The sequence below is a fragment of the Nocardioides sp. Leaf285 genome (genome assembly GCF_001422955.1).
Lineage (GTDB): Bacteria > Actinomycetota > Actinomycetes > Propionibacteriales > Nocardioidaceae > Nocardioides > Nocardioides kribbensis.
The window spans coordinates 1,057,765-1,074,261 of record NZ_LMNH01000003.1; the positions used below are offsets into that span (position 1 = coordinate 1,057,765).

Here is a 16,497-nt window from a genome sequence, read left to right on the forward strand (position 1 = left end):
CCCGCGGGCGACCGCCCGACGGGCAGACTGCACCCATGGCTCCGACCGACGCCGGCGCAGAGCGCCGTACCGACCTGATCGTCTCGACCCTGGGCGACGCCTTCGCGCCGCTCATGAAGGCCGACCCGACCGCGTTCCGCGGGAAGTACCGCAAGATGGCCTCCGACCCGCACGCCTTCTACCGCGGCACGGCGTGCCTGTTCTACGCCGACGTCACCGGCGACGGCGAGCACGGGGGCGACCCCTTCAGCGACGACCGCAGCGGCCGGATCTGGGTCCACGGCGACCTGCACGTGGAGAACTTCGGCACCTACCTCAACTCCGACGGTCGCCTGGTCTTCGACGTCAACGACTTCGACGAGGCCTACCTCGGGCGCTTCGTGTGGGACCTGCAGCGCTTCGCGGCGTCCCTCGCCCTGGTCGGCTGGCAGAAGGCGCTGCCCGAGGACGACGTGCGGCGCCTGATCGGTCGCTACCTGCGGGCCTACCTCGCCCAGGTCGACGAGTACCGCCGCAGCGACGAGGACGACTTCGCCCTGCACCTCGACAACACCGAGGGCCCGATCCACGCCGCGCTGGTCGACGCGCGCCAGCAGCGTCGCGCCGAGCTCCTCGACGCCAACACCCACCGCTCCGAGGGCAGCAGGGTCTTCCTCGACGACCGCTCCGTGCGTCGCCTCGGCCAGGCCGAGCGCCGCAAGGTGGAGCAGGCCTACGCGCTCTACCTCGAGTCGATCCCCGAGGACCGCCGCTCCGACCGGGCGCTCTTCTACGACCTGCGCGACGTCGTCGGCAAGTCGGGCTTCGGCATCGGCAGCGCCGGTCTGCCTGCCTACAACCTGCTCATCGAGGGCGCCAGCCAGGCCCTCGACAACGACGTGATCCTGTCGATGAAGCAGGCCAACGTGCCCGCGATCAGCCGCTTCGTCGACACCAGCGCGGTCGAGTCCTACTTCCGGCACGAGGGCCACCGCACCGTGGTCAGCCAGCGCGCGCTGCAGGTGCACACCGACCCGCTGCTCGGGTTCACCGAGGTCGACGGCACCGGCTACGTCGTCGCCGAGGTCTCGCCCTACGAGGTCGACCTCGACTGGCGCGACCTCACCGAGCCCGACGACATCGCGCACGTCGTCGACCTGCTGGGTCGCGCCACGGCCAAGATCCACTGCGCCTCCGACGAGGACAGCGACCAGGACCTCGTGGACTTCCAGGTCGAGGAGGCGATCGCGGCCAGCCTCGAGGGCCGCCGCCGCGAGTTCACCTCCTGGGTCACCGACTTCGGGTTGTCCTACGCCGACCAGGTGCGCGACGACCACGAGCTCTTCGTGCGGGCCTTCCGCGAGGGCCGGATCGGCGTCTCCTCGACCTGATCCGCCCCGGCGTCCGCCCCGACATCGGCCCCTCCGTCAGGCCCGACGCCGTCGGCGTCGGGGCCGCGGTCGTTCAGCGCGCGACGATCCCGGCGCCGGCGGACGGCGTGGCCACCAGGTGGGCCGGCGCCCGGAAGCCGTCGGCCACGAAGCGGGCGTCGATCGCGCGGGCGACGGCCTCGACACGGTCGGCGGGCACCACGGCCACGCTCGAGCCTCCGAAGCCGCCACCGGTCATCCGCGCGGCCAGCGCGCCGGCCTGCACCGCGGTCTCGACCGCGGCGTCGAGCTCGGGGCAGGAGATCTCGAAGTCGTCGCGCATCGAGACGTGGGAGGCCAGGAAGCAGCGTCCGACCTGACCCCACTCGCCCGCGGCGAGGGCGTCGACCACCTCGGTGACCCGGGCGATCTCGGTGACGACGTGGCGCGCGCGTCGGCGCAGCCGCTCGTCGTCGAGGAGCTCCACGGCCTCCGCGGTGGTCTCGCGCAGCGTGGGCACGCCGAGGCGGCGCGCGGCCTCCTCGCAGTCGGCGCGGCGCGAGGCGTAGCCGCCGTCGACGAGCGCGTGGCTGACCCGCGTGTCGGTGACCAGCAGCACGAGGTCGGCCGCGGCCAGGGGGAGGGCGACGTCGCGGGTCGAGCCGTCGGCGAAGTCGACGAGCAGCGCCGTGCCCGCGGCGGCGTGGACCGAGACGGTCTGGTCCATGCCCCCGGTCGGGGCGCCGACGACCTCGGTCTCGGCGCTGATGGCCGCGGCGACCAGGCGTCGTGCGCCCTCGGGGTCGAGGCCCACCCCGAGGAGCGACAGCGCCGCTGCCCCCACCGAGCACTCCAGTGCCGCCGAGCTCGACAGCCCGGCGCCGAGGGGCACGGTGGAGTCGACGAGGACGTCGAGGCCCGTGACGTCGAGGCCGTCGCGGCCCAGCGCCCACACCACGCCCACGGCGTAGCCGGCCCAGCCGGCGTCGAGGTCGGGACCCAGGTCGGCCAGGTCGCCCTCCCACGACCCCTCGGCCTGCAGGCTGCCGACCCGCAGCCGGCCGTCCTCGCGGGGCCGCACCGCGGCGTAGGTGGCGTGGGGCAGGGCCACCGGGAGCACGAGGCCGGCGTTGTAGTCGGTGTGCTCACCGATGAGGTTGACCCGGCCGGGCGCGCGGGCGACCACCGTCGGCTCCGCGCCGAAGCGAGCGGTGAACGCGGCCGTGAGGGTCGTGGCGAGCGCCTCGGGGGCGCCGGGGTCCAGGAACGACATGGGCGTCAGCCTATGGGAGCGCAAACATGTCCGGTGACCCCTCGCCGGCCCGGTACCCGGGGCTCCGCGACATACTGGCTCGATGGACGAGCAGCTGATCGACCTGGCCCACCAGATGTTCGACCTGGCCCGCGAGGGCCACACCGAGCGCCTGCTGGCCTACGTCGAGGCCGGCGTGCCGGTCGACCTCACCGACGCCGCGGGCAACACCCTGCTCATGCTCGCCGCCTACCACGGCCACGCGGCCACGACCTCGGCCCTGGCCGCTCGAGGTGCCGACGTGGACCGGCTCAACGACCGGGGTCAGTCCCCCCTCGCCGGGGCGGTGTTCAAGGGCGAGGACGACGTGGTCGCGGCCCTGCTCGCCCTCGGGGCCGACCTGGACGCCGGGAGCCCCACCGCGCGGGCCACGGCCGAGATGTTCGGCCGCGACCTCGGGTAGGGGCCCGCACCGCGCCCGGTCCCGGGCCCGTCGTCGGCACCGGCGCGTAGCATCGCGCCCCGTGCGCTTCCTCTCCGACGCGGCTCCGCCGTACGACCTGACCTACGACGACGTCTTCATGGTGCCCCGCTCCTCGGCGGTGGCCAGCCGCTACGACGTCGACCTCGCCACCGACGACGGCACCGGCGCCACGCTGCCGCTGGTGGTCGCCAACATGACCGCCATCGCCGGCAAGCGGATGGCCGAGACCGTGGCACGTCGCGGCGGTCTCGTGGTCGTGCCCCAGGACATCCCGATCCCGGTGGTGGCCGACGTGGTGCGCTACGTCAAGGAGCGCCACCACGTGCTCGACACCCCCATCGTGCTGGGGCGCCACCAGACGGTGGCCGAGGCGCTGTCGCTGATCCCCAAGCGCGCACATCGTGCCGCCGTCGTGGTCGAGGACGGGCGTCCCGTGGGGGTCGTGTCGGAGGCCGACTGCACCGACGTCGACCGCTTCGCCCAGGTGGGCGACGTGATGAACACCGAGCCGGTGACCATCGCCGCGGGCAGTGACCCGCGTGCGGCCTTCGACGCCATCGACCGGGCCCGCGCGGCCGTGGCCGTCGCGGTGCACCCCGACGGCACCCTCGCCGGGGTGCTCACCCGCACCGGGGCGCTGCGCGCCACCGTCTACACCCCGGCCGTGGACGCGACTGGCGGTCTGCGGATCGCCGCGGCCGTCGGCGTCAACGGCGACGTGGCCGGCAAGGCCGCCGACCTGCTGGCCGCGGGCGTGGACTGCCTCGTCGTCGACACCGCCCACGGCCACCAGGACCGCATGGTCGACGCGCTGCGCGCCGTGCGGGCGCTCTCGCCGCAGGTGCCGGTGGTGGCCGGCAACGTGGTGTCGGCCGAGGGCACCCGGGCGCTGGTCGAGGCCGGCGCCGACGTCGTCAAGGTCGGTGTGGGTCCCGGCGCCATGTGCACCACCCGGATGATGACCGGGGTGGGGCGCCCGCAGCTGAGCGCGGTGCTCGACTGCTCGGCGGCCGCGCGCGACCTGGGGGCCCGGGTGTGGGCCGACGGTGGCGTACGCCACCCGCGCGACGTGGCGCTGGCGCTGGCGGCCGGCGCCTCGAGCGTGATGATCGGCTCCTGGTTCGCGGGCACCCACGAGTCGCCGGGCGACCTGGTGACCGACTCCGACGGCCGCGCCTACAAGGTCTCCTTCGGCATGGCCTCCGCGCGCGCCGTGGCCCACCGCACCTCCACCGAGTCGGCCTTCGACCGCGCCCGCAAGGGGCTCTACGAGGAGGGCATCTCCTCCTCGCGGATGTACCTCGACCCGGCCCGCCCGGGGGTGGAGGACCTCATCGACCAGATCTGCTCGGGTGTGCGCTCGGCGTGCACCTACGCCGGGGCCGCGTCGCTGGCCGAGCTGCGTGAGCGCGCGGTCATCGGCGTGCAGTCGGCCTCGGGATACGCCGAGGGGCGCCCGCTGGCCACCAGCTGGTGACCTGCGGGCGCCCCTGACGCGCTCGTCGTGCCGCGGGTGCCGCTCGTCAGGCGCCCGGGGGGCGCGCCGGGTCGGACACCGGGGCGGACGCCGCGTCGGGGTCCTTCTCGGTGGAGAGCACGAAGTCGTCGCCGTGCTCGGTGACGCCGGCAACCACGGCGCTCTCGACCGCCTCGACGGCGTACTGGCGGCGGACCACCAGCGGGTCGGTCGAGAGGTCCTTCACCAGCGAGACCGCCAGTCCGATCATGACGACGACGAAGGGCAGCGCCGCCACGATCGTGATGGTCTGCAGCCCGGTGAGGGCGTCGTCGCCGCCCACCAGCAGCATCACCGCGGCGACGGCGCCGGTGGCCACGCCCCAGAAGACCACCGTGGGTCGGCGCGGCTCGGTCGTGCCGCCCTCCGAGAGGGTGCCCATGACGATCGAGGCGGCGTCGGCGCCGGAGACGAAGAAGATGGCCACCAGCACCATCACGACGACGCTGGCCACCGTGGCCAGCGGGAACTGGTCGAGGGTGGAGAAGAGCTGCGACTCCGCCGCACCGTCGCTGAAGACGTCGATCCCGCTGTCCTGCAGGTCGATGGCCGTGCCGCCGAAGACGCAGAACCACAGCAGGCTGACCGCGCTCGGCACCAGCAGCACCCCGGTGACGAACTGGCGGATGGTGCGACCGCGCGAGATGCGGGCCAGGAACATGCCGACGAAGGGGGTCCAGGACACCCACCACGCCCAGTAGAAGACCGTCCAGGACTGCAGCCACTCCTGCGTCTCGGCCCCCTCGGCGCCGGTGCGGGCGGCCATCATCGGCAGGTCGCCGACGTAGCTGCCGATCGAGGTCGGCACCAGGTTGAGGATGAAGACGGTCGGGCCGACGACGAAGACGAAGAGCGCCAGCGCCACGGCGAGCACCATGTTGATGTTGGAGAGCCACTGGATGCCCTTGGCCACGCCCGAGACGGCCGAGAGCACGAAGGCCACGGTGAGCACCGCGATGATGCCCACCAGCACGCCGTTGCCGACCGGTCCGATGCCGGCGACGATCTCGAGCCCGCTGCGGATCTGGATCGCGCCCAGGCCGAGGGAGGCGGCGGAGCCGAAGAGCGTGGCGAAGATCGCCAGCATGTCGATGACCTTGCCGCCCTTGCCGCGGGCGTGACGGCCCAGCAGCGGCTCGAAGGCGGCGGAGACCAGCTGCACGCGGCCCTTGCGGTAGACGCCGTAGGCGATGGAGAGACCGACGACGGCGTAGATGGCCCACGGGTGCAGGGTCCAGTGGAACATCGTGGTGGCCAGCGCCGTCTGGGCGGCCTCGGGGTTGCCCGCCTCGCCGGTGCCCGGGGGAGGGGTGGTGAAGAAGGTGAGCGGCTCGCTGACGCCGTAGAACATCAGGCCGATGCCCATGCCGGCGCTGAACATCATCGCGATCCACGAGATGGTCCGGAACTCGGGCTCGTCGTCGTCACGGCCCAGGGGGATCCGGCCGTACTTGCCCAGGGCCAGCCACAGCACGAACACCACGAAGGAGCTCGTGGTCAGCACGAACAGCCAGCCGGTGTTGGTCATCACCCAGGTCAGCGCGTCGCTGGAGGCCGAGGCCAGCGAGTCGGTGCTGACGAAGCCCCAGACCAGGAAGGCGACGGCCAGGGCGGCGGTGACGCCGAACACGGCCTTGTCCAGGCCGGGGCGTGCCGGGCGGCCCTCCTCGACCGCGCGGTCGAGGGCGGGGTGGGGCTCGACGTGCTGCGGGATCACGGCCCCGGTCGGGGACTCGAAGGCGTCGCGGGCGCGGGAGGCGCGCTCGCTCTCCGGTGGTGTCGGCGTGGACTGCGGTCGCTCTTGCTGTGTCGTCACGGGTCTCGGCGCGGGTACGCCGCCTCCTCGGTCGATCGGGGCAGTGGGACAGGTCGTGCCGACCCGCGCGGGACGCGAGAATCGGACATTCGACCATGTCAGGCCGCGCGCTGCGAGCACAACCCGGCTCACCCCTGCGGGCGATGTCCGACCGCGAATGTCCGCTCACCGGATCCCGGCGACCGGCCCGCGCCGATGACCCGGGGGTGTCAGCCGCGAGAGCTGCGCTCCGTGCGGCCCCGCACGATGCCGATGAAGGTCTGGATCCGCTCGTCGTCGCGGTCCAGCCGCCACGCCAGGCCCACCCGGGTCGGGGGGAGGTCGACGACGGGCCGGTAGGCGGTGTCCTTGCGTCGCAGCAGCCGCGCGACCGACATCGGCGCCAGCAGCACCCCGGTGCCGGCGGCCACGGTCTCCACCGCCTCGGGCAGGCTCATCACCGGCCACGCCAGCTGCGGCGCCTCGGGCCGCCAGCCGCTCACGTGGGGCCGCACCAGCTGCTCCTCGGCCAGGTCGGCCAGCTCCACCTCGTCGACGGCCGTCACGACGTGCTCGTGGCCGACCACCACGACCGGCACCTCCTCGTAGAGCGGGATGCAGTGCAGCACGTCGCGGTCGACGGGCAGCCGCACCAGCGCCATGTCGAGCGTGCCGTCGCGCAGCCCCTCCTCCTGCTCCGGCTCCTCCACCGGCACCAGCTCGAGCGGCACGCGGGAGCGGCGGCGCCACGTCTCGGCCCACTTGTCGGGGGTGGCCCCGGTGACGAAGCCGACGCGGAAGGGGGTGGTCATGGGCCCGAGGGTACGGGTCAGCCGCTGGCCCCGAACTGCTCGACCCTGATCCCCGTCGCGCGCATCCCGGCCTCTCCGAGCAGCCGGGTGGCGAAGGAGGCGAACCCGGCCGAGCCGCACACGTAGGCCCGGTCGACACCCTCCACCAGGTCGCGCACCTCGTCGACGTACGGCGGGGCCGCCACCCGCACCGACCCGTCGGCGCCGGTGAGGTTCTCGCGCGTCAGCGCCACGAGCGCGCCGGCGGCTCGCAGCTCCTCGGCGTAGGGCAGGGCGCCGCGGGTGCGCCCGACCGCGACGACGCGGAGCCGGTCGGACACCCCGAGCCGCCGGGCGTGGCGCAGCATCGCCACGGCCGGCACGACGCCGGTGCCGCCGACGACGCACACGGCCGGCACGAGGTCGCCGGCCCCGCCCCAGGTGAACCAGCCGCCGATCGGCCCGCGCAGCTCGAGCACGTCGCCGACCTCGAGCACCTCGTGGAGGAAGCCGGAGACCTCACCGCCGGGCAGGTGCTCGACCAGCAGCTCCAGGAGCGGGTCGCCCGGGTCGGAGGCCACGGAGTAGGACCGCTGGGCGGTGTAGCCGTCGTCGGCGCGCAGGCGGACCACGTAGTGCTGCCCGGGGAGGTGGTCGACGCGGTCGGCGACCTCGAGGCGCACCCGCAGCAGCGCCGTGCCCTCGTGCACCACCTCCACCACGCGGCCGGTGGTCCAGCGACCGACCGGGGCGGCCGCGGCGGGGGCGGTGCTCACGGGTCGCCCTGGTAGCGCTGCTCCAGCCACGGGTCGCCGCGGTCGTGGTAGCCGTTGGCCTCCCAGAAGCCCGGGCGGTCACGGTCCATGAGCTCCAGGCGGGTGACCCACTTGGCCGACTTCCAGAAGTACAGGTGGGGCACCAGCAGCCGCACCGGGCCACCGTGCTCGGCCGGCAGCGGACGGCCCTCGTGCTCCCAGACCACCCACGCCCTGCCGCCGCGCAGGTCCGCCAGCGGCAGGTTGGTGGTGTAGCCGGTCGTGGCGTGCGCCATCACGTGGGTGGCCGACGCCGTGGGGCCGGCGGCGTCGAGCAGCACGTCGACGGAGACGCCGGTGAAGCTGGTCTCCAGCATCGACCAGGTCGTCACGCAGTGGATGTCCCCGTCGTACGTCGAGCCCGGCAGCGCGCGCAGCTCGTCCCAGCTCCATGTGGTCGACCGCTCGACCTCGCCGTCGACGGTCAGCGACCAGCGGGCGGGGTCGACGACGGGGGCGACCTCGGCGGTGAGCACCGGCCAGTCGCGGCCGGTGTCGTACTGCCCCGGGGGCAGGCGGTCGGGACGGCCCCGGCGCGGGCGGCCGCTGAAGCCTCGGGTGACGGGCACGGGTGCTCCTCGGACGGGTCGTGGGACGGCGAGCAGGCCCCATCCTGCCCCGCCGCCCCACGCCCGCGCCGGTGGGCTCAGCCGCCGGCGGGCACGACGTAGACCACGACCTCCTCCAGGACGTCGGTGCCGCGCACGAAGTCCAGCTCGGCAACCTCCGCCCCCACGACGAGGTCGGCGGTGCTCCCGCTGTCGTCGCCGCCGCGGCGGCGGTCCACGACGCCGTCCTCCTCGTCCCCGTCGTCGTCCCCGTCGTCCTCGGAGTCGTCGTCGGAGTCGTCGTCGGAGTCGTCGTGGTCCTCGTCACGGGTCTCGAGCTCGATCTCGGTGTCGTCGGTCACCAGCCCGGTCAGCGTGTCGGTCCCGGAACCGACCACGAGCTCGCCCGTGACGGCGTCGAAGGAGACGATCGCCCCGACGAGGTCGTCCTCGTCCTCGTCGTGGTGGCCGTCGCCGTCCCGGTCGCCGTCGCAGGCGTCGTCGCCGTGGTCGTCGCCGTCCTCGTCGAGACGTCCGTCGTCGTCGGAGTCCTCCTCGCCGTCGGGCGTGCCGTCGTCGTCGGAGTCGGAGTCGTCGGAGCCGAGCCCGAGCTCGTTCTCGTCCTCGTCGGCGACGCCGTCGGAGTCGGAGTCGTCGTCGTCCTTGGCGCAGGGCTCGCGGGCGTCGTCCTCGTCCTCGTCGGCCACGTCGTCGCCGTCGGTGTCCTCGTCGCCGTCGAGCGTGCCGTCGTCGTCGCTGTCGTCGTCGCGCGGGTCGGAGCCGCGCGCCGTGCCGCGCAGCTCGTCGGCGTCGTCCTGGCCGTCGCCGTCGGTGTCCTCGTCGCGCGGGTCGGTGCGCTCCTGCGACTCGCGACGGTTGCTGAGGCCGTCCTTGTCGGCGTCGCCGCGGGCGTCACCGGCCTCGGTCGGGTCGAAGCCGTGACGGCGCTCGTAGCGGTCGGACATGCCGTCGCCGTCTCGGTCGCGCGGGGCGGCGTCGGCGGTGGTGGCGAGGCCGGAGACGGCGAGGACGGCGACCGCGGTCGCCGCCAGGCTGCGGGGGATCGGCATGGGGGAGCCTTCCGGGGAGTGTCGCTGGACAGGGGGCCCCCCTCCCGGTCGGCCCCGCCCGGCCCAGGGTGAGGACTTCTCCGGCAAAGCCTCACCCCGGTGCCGCCCGGGGTGGCGCGGCGCTCAGCCGTCGAGCGCCCGGCGCACGCGGGGTGCGACCTCCGTGCCGAGCAGCTCGATGCCGTGCAGGAGGTTGTCGTGCGCGAGACGGATGTTGGTCATCTGCAGCGAGATCCGGTCGACGCCGCCGAGGTCGGCGTCGATGCGCAGCATCTTCTGCGCCACCGTCTCGGGGGAGCCGATCAGGAAGGCCCCGTCGGGGGCGACCGTGGCGTCGTACTGCGCGCGTCCCGGGGCACCGAACCCGCGCTCGCGACCGATCTTGGTGAACATCTCCTGCCAGCCGGGGTAGAAGTCGTCGGCGGCCTGCTCGTCGCTGTCGCCGACGAAGCCGAAGCAGTGCAGCCCCACCTTGAGGGTGGCCGGGTCGTGGCCGGCGCGGCGCCCGGTCTCGCGGTAGAGGTCGACCAGCGGCTTGAACCGCGCGGGCTGCCCGCCGATGATCGCCACCATCAGCGGCAGGCCCAAGCCACCGGCGCGGGCGAAGGACGACGGGGTGCCGCCCGCGCCGACCCAGATCGGGAAGGGGTCCTGCACGGGCCGGGGGTAGACGCCCTGCCCGGTGAGGGCGGGACGGTGCCGGCCCGACCAGGTCACGTGGGGCTGCTCGCGCAGCCGCAGCAGCAGGTCGAGCTTCTCGGCGAAGAGCGAGTCGTAGTCGTCGAGGTCGAGGCCGAAGAGCGGGAAGGACTCCACGAAGGAGCCGCGCCCGACGACGAGGTCGATGCGACCACCGGAGACCAGGTCGAGGGTGGCGAACTCCTGGAACACCCTGACCGGGTCGCTGGCGCTGAGCACCGTCACGGCGCTGTTGAGCCGGATGTCACGCGTGCGTGCCGCGGCGGCGGCCAGCAGCACGGCCGGTGCGGAGTCGAGGTACTCGCTGCGGTGGTGCTCCCCGATGCCGTAGCTGTCGAGGCCGACCTGGTCGGCCCGCTCAACCTCTTCCAGCAGGTGGGCGACCCGCTCCTGGGGACCGATCTCGCGACCGGTGTCGGGGTCGGTGACCACCGAGACGAAGCTGTCGATGCCGATCTTCACGCCGGGACCTCTCCTGCTGCTGCGACGACGACCTTGCCCACCACGTGGCCGTCCTCGACCAGGCCGTGGGCCCGTCGCAGCGTAGCGGCGTCGAGCGGCGACAGGACGGTGGTGGCGGTGGAGCGCACACGTCCGGCGTCGACGAGGTCGGCGACGCGGTCGAGGAGGTCGTGCTGGCTGCGCTGCTGCTCGCCGCCGGTCAGCGCGCGGGTGAACATCAGCTCCCAGTGCACCGAGAGGCTCTTGGGCTTGAGCGCGGCGATGTCGAGGACCTCGGGGTCGTCGATGGCGACGATCTCGCCGAAGGGGTCGAGGACCTCGGTGTAGAGCTCGAGCTGGCCGGGCTGCTCGACGCGGCTGGTGAAGACCCAGGCGACGCCGTCGGGAGCGGCGAGGCGCACCTGGTCGAGCAGGTCGTCGGCACGGTGGTCCACGACGGCCGCTGCGCCCAGCTGCTCCACCCAGGCCCGGGACTCGGCCCGTGACGCCGTGGCCACCACCCGCACACCGGGCAGCAGCTCGCGCACCAGCTGGAGCACCATCGAGCCGACGCCGCCGGCGGCTCCCGGCAGCAGCAGCGTGCCCTGGCTGGCCTCGTGGAGGCGGAGCTTGTCGAAGAGGCCCTCCCAGGCGGTGATCGCGGTCAGCGGGAGGGCGGCCGCCTCGGCGAACCCGAGGGTGGAGGGCTTGCGCCCCACGAGGCGCTCGTCGACCGCCTGGAGCTCGGCGTCGGAGCCCTGCCGCATCAGGTGGCCGGCGTAGTAGACCTCGTCGCCGACCGCGAAGAGCTCGACCTCGGAGCCGACCTCGACCACCACGCCCGCCGCGTCGTAGCCGAGCACGCGCACCCCGTCGGGACGCTCGTCGGCGCGGTCGTCGGGGATCGCGCCGCTGCGCACCTTGGTGTCGACGGGGTTGACCGACACCGCCCGCACCTCGACGAGCAGGTCGCGCGGGCCCACCTCGGGGCGGGGCAGCTCGACGTCGACGAGCGACTCGGGGTCGGTGACCGGGAGGCACCGACGCAGTCCGACGGCGCGCATGGTCGCACCGGGAGCGGTCGTGCCGGGCGTGGTGCCGGGCGCGCTCGAGGGGTCGGGGGTGACGGCGGGGCTCTGTTCGCTCATGGCCCCGAGGATGCCCGGCGGCCGGTGAGCGCGGGTCAGCCGCCCGTCGTGGCCGGGGCCCGCCGGGTGCGCGAGCGGCGGGGTGCGACGGCCTCCGGGGCGATCAGCACGGGGCAGGTGGCGTGGTCGAGCACGGCCCGGGCGACCGGCCCGAGGTGCGACCCGACCGGCAGGAGGTGGTGCCGCCGGCCGACCACGACGAGGCCGGAGCGGCCCGCCGCGTCGAGCAGGGCCTCGACCGGGGGCTCGGGGCGCACGTGGAGCACCACCGGCACCTCGGGGAAGCCGGCGCGCAGGGGCTCGACGGCCCCCTCCAGCTCCCGGCGTGCGCGGCCCTCCCAGTCGGCGCGCACGGTGGTGTCGATGACGGGGGACCAGAGCCCACGGGCCCACCAGGAGTGCACCACCCGCAGGCTCGACCCGCGCTCGCGGGCCAGCTCGAAGGCCGTGCGCAGGAGCGGCTCGGCCTCGCCCGCGTCCTGCACGCCCACGGTGACCACCGAGGCCGCGCCGGCCGGGGGCCGTCGCCAACCGGTGGGCACCGAGGCGACGGGCACCGCGGCCCGGGCCGCCACTCCGTTGAGCGTGGAGCGGGTCAGCACGTGGTGCAGCCGACTGGTCGTGCGTCGCTCGAGCACCAGGAGGGCGCCGTGACGCGCGCGGTCGACCAGGTCGTGGACGAGCCCGCCGGAGTCCAGGCGCTCGCCGGTGACGACCGTGCCGGGCCCCCCGAGGTCGCGCGCCAGCCGGACGGCGCTGCTGACGGTGTCGTCGGCGGCGGCGTAGACGTCGGCGAGGAGCTCGGGATAGCCGTTGGCCGCCCCCGCACGCACGACGTGCACGACGTGGACGGGGGCGTGGTGGCGCTCGGCCTCCTGCACCGCGAAGGCGACCGCGCCGGCAGCGCCCTCGGCGCCGACGGCCACGACGATCGTGTCGTCGGGCCGGCCGGGCGCGGTCTGGTCGGTGGGGCGGGTGCTGTCCATGGTGGCGGGTCCTCCCGGGTCGGTGACGGGCCTGTCCCGTCACCCCCCACGCTCCTCGCGCGCCGCCCGTCGCGGACCTGTCCCAGGGCCCCGGTCCGCGGGACCTTCGCCCCTGCGGGTCGGGGGCCGGCCGCGGCAGGCTCGCAGCATGGACACAGCCAGCGCACCGACCGGGCCGGCGGCTGCCGGCGAGCTCACGAGCGAGGAGTGCTGGGAGCGGCTGGCCCGGCACGAGCTGGGACGGCTGGCCTACCGGCTGGTCGACGAGGTCCACCTGGTGCCGATCAACTACGTCGTCGACGGCGGGGCGCTGCTCTTCCGCACCGCGGCCGGCGGCAAGCTCCTCGCCGCGGCGCTGCACTCGGAGGTGGCGCTCGAGATCGACTGGCACGACACGTCGTCGGCGTGGTCGGTGGTGGCCCGCGGACGGCTGCGCCGTCTCGACGAGCGCGAGGAGCACCGGCTCGACGCGGAGGTGCGCCAGAGCTGGCTGGAGGGCCCGACGTACGACGTCGTGGAGCTGCGCCCCACCGTGGTGACGGGCCGCTCCTTCCAGCTGCGGGCCAGGCCCGCGGAGCTGGCCGACGCCGACTGAGCCGGCTGCCCACCGACGGCACGGAGCCGCAGGTCCGAGGACCTGCGGCTCCGTGGTGGTGCTGTGGTGGTGCTGGGGTGGTGCTGGGGTCGTCGCTCAGTCGAGGTCGAAGCGGTCGAGCTCCATGACCTTGGTCCAGGCCTTGACGAAGTCGCCCACGAACTTCTCCCGCGCGTCGTCGGCGGCGTAGACCTCCGACAGCGCCCGCAGCTGCGAGTTGGACCCGAAGATCAGGTCGACCGGCGTGGCGGTGAAGCGCACCTCGTCGGTGGCGACGTCGCGGATCTCGTAGACGTTCTCCTCCGACTCCGAGGCCTTCCAGCGGGTCCCGGGGGACAGCAGGTGGGTGAAGAAGTCGTTGGTGAGCACGCCGGGCCGGTCGGTGAGCACGCCGTGGGCGGTGCCGCCGACGTTGCCACCGAGGGCGCGCAGACCGCCCACCAGCACGGTCATCTCGGGCGCGGTGAGGTCGAGCATGTAGGCGCGGTCGACCAGGAGCACCTCGGGCTGGGTCTTCTCCCCGGGGCGCAGGTAGTTGCGGAACCCGTCGGCGCGCGGCTCGAGCACCCGGAAGGAGTCGGTGTCGGTCTGCTCCTGGGTGGCGTCGGTGCGACCGGCGCGGAACGGCACGGTCACCTCGACCCCGGCGTCGGCGGCGGCCTTCTCCACCGCGGCGGAGCCGGCGAGCACGATGAGGTCGGCCAGCGAGACCTGGGCCCCGCCCGCGGCGTTGAAGTCGCTGCGGACGCCCTCGAGCACGCCGAGCACGCGCTCGAGCTGCTCGGGCTGGTTGACCTCCCAGCCGCGCTGCGGCTCGAGGCGGATGCGGGCCCCGTTGGCTCCGCCGCGCTTGTCGGTGGAGCGGAAGGTCGCGGCCGAGGCCCACGCGGTGGCGACGAGCTCGGAGACCGTCAGGTCGGTGGCCAGCACCGCCTGCTTGAGGCGGGCGACGTCGGCGTCGGAGACCAGCGGGCCCTCGACGTCCGGCACGGGGTCCTGCCACAGCTGCGGCTCGGCGACCTCGGGGCCGAGGTAGCGGCTGATCGGGCCCATGTCGCGGTGCAGCAGCTTGTACCAGGCCTTGGCGAAGGCCAGCGCGAACTCGTCGGGGTTCTCCAGGAAGCGCCGCGAGATCTTCTCGTACGCCGGGTCCACGCGCAGCGCGAGGTCGCTGGTGAGCATGGTGGGCTTGCGCCGGGGGGCGTCCTCGGTCGGGCCGGGGATGACGTCCTCGGCGTCCTTGGCCACCCACTGGTAGGCGCCGGCGGGGCTCTTCTCCAGCTCCCACTCGTAGCCGAACAGGAACTCGAAGTAGTCGTTGCTCCACTGCACCGGGGTGCGGGTCCAGGTGACCTCGAGGCCCGAGGTGATGGCGTCGACGCCCTTGCCGGAGCCGAACTGGCTCTTCCAGCCCAGGCCCTGCTCCTCCAGCGGCGCGCCCTCGGGCTCGGGGCCCACGAGGTCGGCGTCGCCGGCTCCGTGGGTCTTGCCGAAGGTGTGGCCGCCGGCGATGAGGGCGACGGTCTCCTCGTCGTTCATCGCCATGCGGGCGAAGGTCTCGCGGATGTCGCGGGCCGAGGCCAGCGGGTCGGGGTTGCCGTTGGGGCCCTCGGGGTTGACGTAGATCAGGCCCATCTGCACGGCGCCGAGCGACTCGTGGAGCTCGCGCTCGCCGGTGTAGCGCTCGTCGCCCAGCCAGGTGTCCTCGGGTCCCCAGAAGATCTCCTCGGGCTCCCAGACGTCCTCACGGCCGAAGCCGAAGCCGAAGGTCGGCAGGCCCATGTCCTCGAGGGCGACGTTGCCGGCGAGGACCAGCAGGTCGGCCCAGGAGACCTTGGTGCCGTACTTCTGCTTGACGGGCCACAGCAGGCGGCGGGCCTTGTCGAGGTTGGCGTTGTCGGGCCAGCTGTTGAGCGGGGCGAAGCGCTGGCCGCCGTCGCCGGCGCCGCCGCGACCGTCGTAGATGCGGTAGGTGCCGGCGGCGTGCCAGCTGAGGCGGATCATCAGACCGCCGTAGTGGCCGAAGTCGGCGGGCCACCAGTCCTGCGAGGTTCGGAGCACCTGGGTGACGTCCTGCTTGAGCGCGTCGACGTCGAGGCCGGCGAAGGCCTGCTTGTAGTCGAAGTCCTCGCCCAGCGGGTTGCTCTTGGTCGAGTGCACGTGCAGGACCGACAGGTCGAGGGAGTTGGGCCACCAGTCCTTGAGGCCGTGCGGGCGTCCGCCGGTCGTCGGGGTGGGGGAGTCGATGACCGGGTTCTCGCTCTCGCTGCCCTGCGCGGTGGCGCCGTCGTGCATGACGGGGCAGCCCTGCTCGGCCTTGCGGTCGACGCCCTGGGGGCTGACCGGGGCGGTGTCGCCCTGCGCGGCGCTCTGGTCCTGGTTGTCGCTCATCTGGAACCTTTCGGGAGTGGCGGTCACTGAGGTGATGGCAGGTGGTGGCTGGTGGCTGCTGATCGGGGTCAGGCGGGGCGCGCGGCCGCGCACGCGGGGCAGGTGCCCCAGTAGACGACCTCCGCCTCGTCGACCTCGAAGCCGTGGTCGTCGGAGGCGGTGAGGCACGGCGTGTGGCCCACGGCGCAGTCGACGTCGCCGATGGCGCCGCAGCTGCGGCACACGACGTGGTGGTGGTTGTCGCCCACGCGCGCCTCGTAGCGCGCGACCGAGCCCGAGGGCTGGATGCGGCGCACGAGGCCGGCGCCGGTGAGCGCGCGCAGGACGTCGTAGACCGCCTGGTGGGAGACCTCGCCGAGGTCGGCCCGCACGGCGCTGATGAGGGTGTCGGTGTCGGCGTGGGGACGCTGGTGCACCGCGGCCAGGACGGACACCCGCGGCCTGGTGACCCGCAGCTGCGCAGCGCGCAGCCGGTCCTCGACGGTGGGTGAGGTGCTCATACGCCTACTCTGGCGGCTTTTCTGGATCGAATCAAGATCTGGAGGCCCGTCGGCGTGTCCTCGGTCCCGACTCCGCAGGACCTTGGTCCCGACTCCGTGGCAGGTCCTACGCCGCGC

Annotated in this window: 15 protein-coding genes; 4 read left to right on the plus strand and 11 right to left on the minus strand. The window is 74.0% G+C overall.

The window, feature by feature from the left end:
• The first annotated feature begins 35 nt into the window (after nt 1-35).
• Nucleotides 36-1,370 (plus strand): DUF2252 domain-containing protein, encoded by a 1,335-nt coding sequence (locus ASF47_RS13285; protein WP_056864390.1) that lies wholly within the window; start codon nt 36-38, stop codon nt 1,368-1,370.
• A 73-nt stretch (nt 1,371-1,443) separates the two neighbouring features.
• Here the strand turns inward: ASF47_RS13285 and galK are convergent, their stop codons facing one another.
• Entirely contained in the window at nt 1,444-2,622 is a 1,179-nt protein-coding gene (gene galK / locus ASF47_RS13290) for a galactokinase (protein ID WP_056864391.1), read from the minus strand.
• 82 nt (nt 2,623-2,704) lie between these two features.
• On the opposite strand from galK, the gene ASF47_RS13295 reads away from it, so the two are divergent.
• Together ASF47_RS13295 and ASF47_RS13300 are read left to right on the plus strand one after the other, a co-directional pair.
• Nucleotides 2,705-3,064 carry an ankyrin repeat domain-containing protein gene (locus ASF47_RS13295; protein ID WP_056864392.1) on the plus strand — a complete coding sequence of 120 codons (360 nt, stop codon included), beginning with the start codon at nt 2,705-2,707 and terminating at the stop codon, nt 3,062-3,064.
• A 61-nt stretch (nt 3,065-3,125) separates the two neighbouring features.
• Complete coding sequence (locus ASF47_RS13300) at nt 3,126-4,562, plus strand: GuaB1 family IMP dehydrogenase-related protein (RefSeq protein WP_056864393.1); 1,437 nt, start codon at nt 3,126-3,128, stop codon at nt 4,560-4,562.
• A 46-nt stretch (nt 4,563-4,608) separates the two neighbouring features.
• On the opposite strand, the gene ASF47_RS13305 is transcribed toward ASF47_RS13300, so the two are convergent.
• The 8 genes from ASF47_RS13305 to ASF47_RS13340 all read right to left on the minus strand — a co-directional run bounded on the left by ASF47_RS13305 (nt 4,609) and on the right by ASF47_RS13340 (nt 12,894).
• Nucleotides 4,609-6,417 (minus strand): BCCT family transporter, encoded by a 1,809-nt coding sequence (locus ASF47_RS13305; RefSeq protein ID WP_082500275.1) that lies wholly within the window; start codon nt 6,415-6,417, stop codon nt 4,609-4,611.
• 209 nt (nt 6,418-6,626) lie between these two features.
• Nucleotides 6,627-7,208, minus strand: coding sequence for a LysR substrate-binding domain-containing protein (locus ASF47_RS13310; protein ID WP_056864394.1), 582 nt, complete (start codon nt 7,206-7,208; stop codon nt 6,627-6,629).
• Between the two features lie 17 nt (nt 7,209-7,225).
• On the minus strand, nt 7,226-7,963 hold the full coding sequence (locus tag ASF47_RS13315; protein ID WP_235558744.1) for an FAD-binding oxidoreductase: 738 nt from the start codon (nt 7,961-7,963) through the stop codon (nt 7,226-7,228).
• On the minus strand, nt 7,960-8,571 hold the full coding sequence (locus tag ASF47_RS13320; RefSeq protein WP_056864395.1) for a sulfite oxidase-like oxidoreductase: 612 nt from the start codon (nt 8,569-8,571) through the stop codon (nt 7,960-7,962). Before ASF47_RS13320 ends, ASF47_RS13315 begins: the two co-directional genes overlap by 4 nt.
• 77 nt (nt 8,572-8,648) lie before the next feature.
• Nucleotides 8,649-9,620 (minus strand): hypothetical protein, encoded by a 972-nt coding sequence (locus ASF47_RS13325; protein WP_056864396.1) that lies wholly within the window; start codon nt 9,618-9,620, stop codon nt 8,649-8,651.
• A 123-nt stretch (nt 9,621-9,743) separates the two neighbouring features.
• Nucleotides 9,744-10,781, minus strand: a complete 1,038-nt coding sequence (locus tag ASF47_RS13330; RefSeq protein ID WP_056864397.1) for an Atu2307/SP_0267 family LLM class monooxygenase — start codon at nt 10,779-10,781, stop codon at nt 9,744-9,746.
• Nucleotides 10,778-11,908: a zinc-binding alcohol dehydrogenase family protein gene (locus ASF47_RS13335; RefSeq protein ID WP_082500277.1), complete on the minus strand. Its 1,131-nt coding sequence runs from the start codon at nt 11,906-11,908 to the stop codon at nt 10,778-10,780. The genes ASF47_RS13330 and ASF47_RS13335 overlap by 4 nt, the downstream gene beginning before the upstream one ends.
• Nucleotides 11,909-11,943: 35 nt before the next feature.
• Nucleotides 11,944-12,894, minus strand: a complete 951-nt coding sequence (locus ASF47_RS13340) for a universal stress protein (RefSeq protein WP_056864398.1) — start codon at nt 12,892-12,894, stop codon at nt 11,944-11,946.
• Nucleotides 12,895-13,042: 148 nt separating this feature from the next.
• Between ASF47_RS13340 and ASF47_RS13345 the strand changes: the two genes are divergently transcribed.
• The gene (locus ASF47_RS13345) at nt 13,043-13,489 is read left to right on the plus strand and encodes a pyridoxamine 5'-phosphate oxidase family protein (RefSeq protein WP_056864399.1); all 447 of its coding nucleotides are present in this window, start codon (nt 13,043-13,045) and stop codon (nt 13,487-13,489) included.
• Nucleotides 13,490-13,585: 96 nt separating this feature from the next.
• Here ASF47_RS13345 and katG read toward each other — a convergent pair whose 3' ends face one another.
• On the minus strand, nt 13,586-15,880 hold the full coding sequence (gene katG / locus ASF47_RS13350; RefSeq protein WP_056864400.1) for a catalase/peroxidase HPI: 2,295 nt from the start codon (nt 15,878-15,880) through the stop codon (nt 13,586-13,588).
• Nucleotides 15,881-15,948: 68 nt separating this feature from the next.
• Nucleotides 15,949-16,380 (minus strand): Fur family transcriptional regulator, encoded by a 432-nt coding sequence (locus ASF47_RS13355; RefSeq protein ID WP_056864401.1) that lies wholly within the window; start codon nt 16,378-16,380, stop codon nt 15,949-15,951.
• Nucleotides 16,381-16,497 lie beyond the last annotated feature (117 nt).

Excerpts from the sequence above, each read along its gene's own strand:
- ASF47_RS13285 (WP_056864390.1), top strand. The coding sequence starts at position 36 with ATGGCTCCGACCGACGCCGGCGCAGAGCGCCGTACCGACCTGATCGTC.
- galK (WP_056864391.1), bottom strand. The coding sequence starts at position 2,622 with ATGTCGTTCCTGGACCCCGGCGCCCCCGAGGCGCTCGCCACGACCCTC.
- ASF47_RS13295 (WP_056864392.1), top strand. The coding sequence starts at position 2,705 with ATGGACGAGCAGCTGATCGACCTGGCCCACCAGATGTTCGACCTGGCC.
- ASF47_RS13310 (WP_056864394.1), bottom strand. The coding sequence starts at position 7,208 with ATGACCACCCCCTTCCGCGTCGGCTTCGTCACCGGGGCCACCCCCGAC.
- ASF47_RS13325 (WP_056864396.1), bottom strand. The coding sequence starts at position 9,620 with ATGCCGATCCCCCGCAGCCTGGCGGCGACCGCGGTCGCCGTCCTCGCC.
- ASF47_RS13335 (WP_082500277.1), bottom strand. The coding sequence starts at position 11,908 with ATGAGCGAACAGAGCCCCGCCGTCACCCCCGACCCCTCGAGCGCGCCC.
- ASF47_RS13340 (WP_056864398.1), bottom strand. The coding sequence starts at position 12,894 with ATGGACAGCACCCGCCCCACCGACCAGACCGCGCCCGGCCGGCCCGAC.
- ASF47_RS13345 (WP_056864399.1), top strand. The coding sequence starts at position 13,043 with ATGGACACAGCCAGCGCACCGACCGGGCCGGCGGCTGCCGGCGAGCTC.
- katG (WP_056864400.1), bottom strand. The coding sequence starts at position 15,880 with ATGAGCGACAACCAGGACCAGAGCGCCGCGCAGGGCGACACCGCCCCG.
- ASF47_RS13355 (WP_056864401.1), bottom strand. The coding sequence starts at position 16,380 with ATGAGCACCTCACCCACCGTCGAGGACCGGCTGCGCGCTGCGCAGCTG.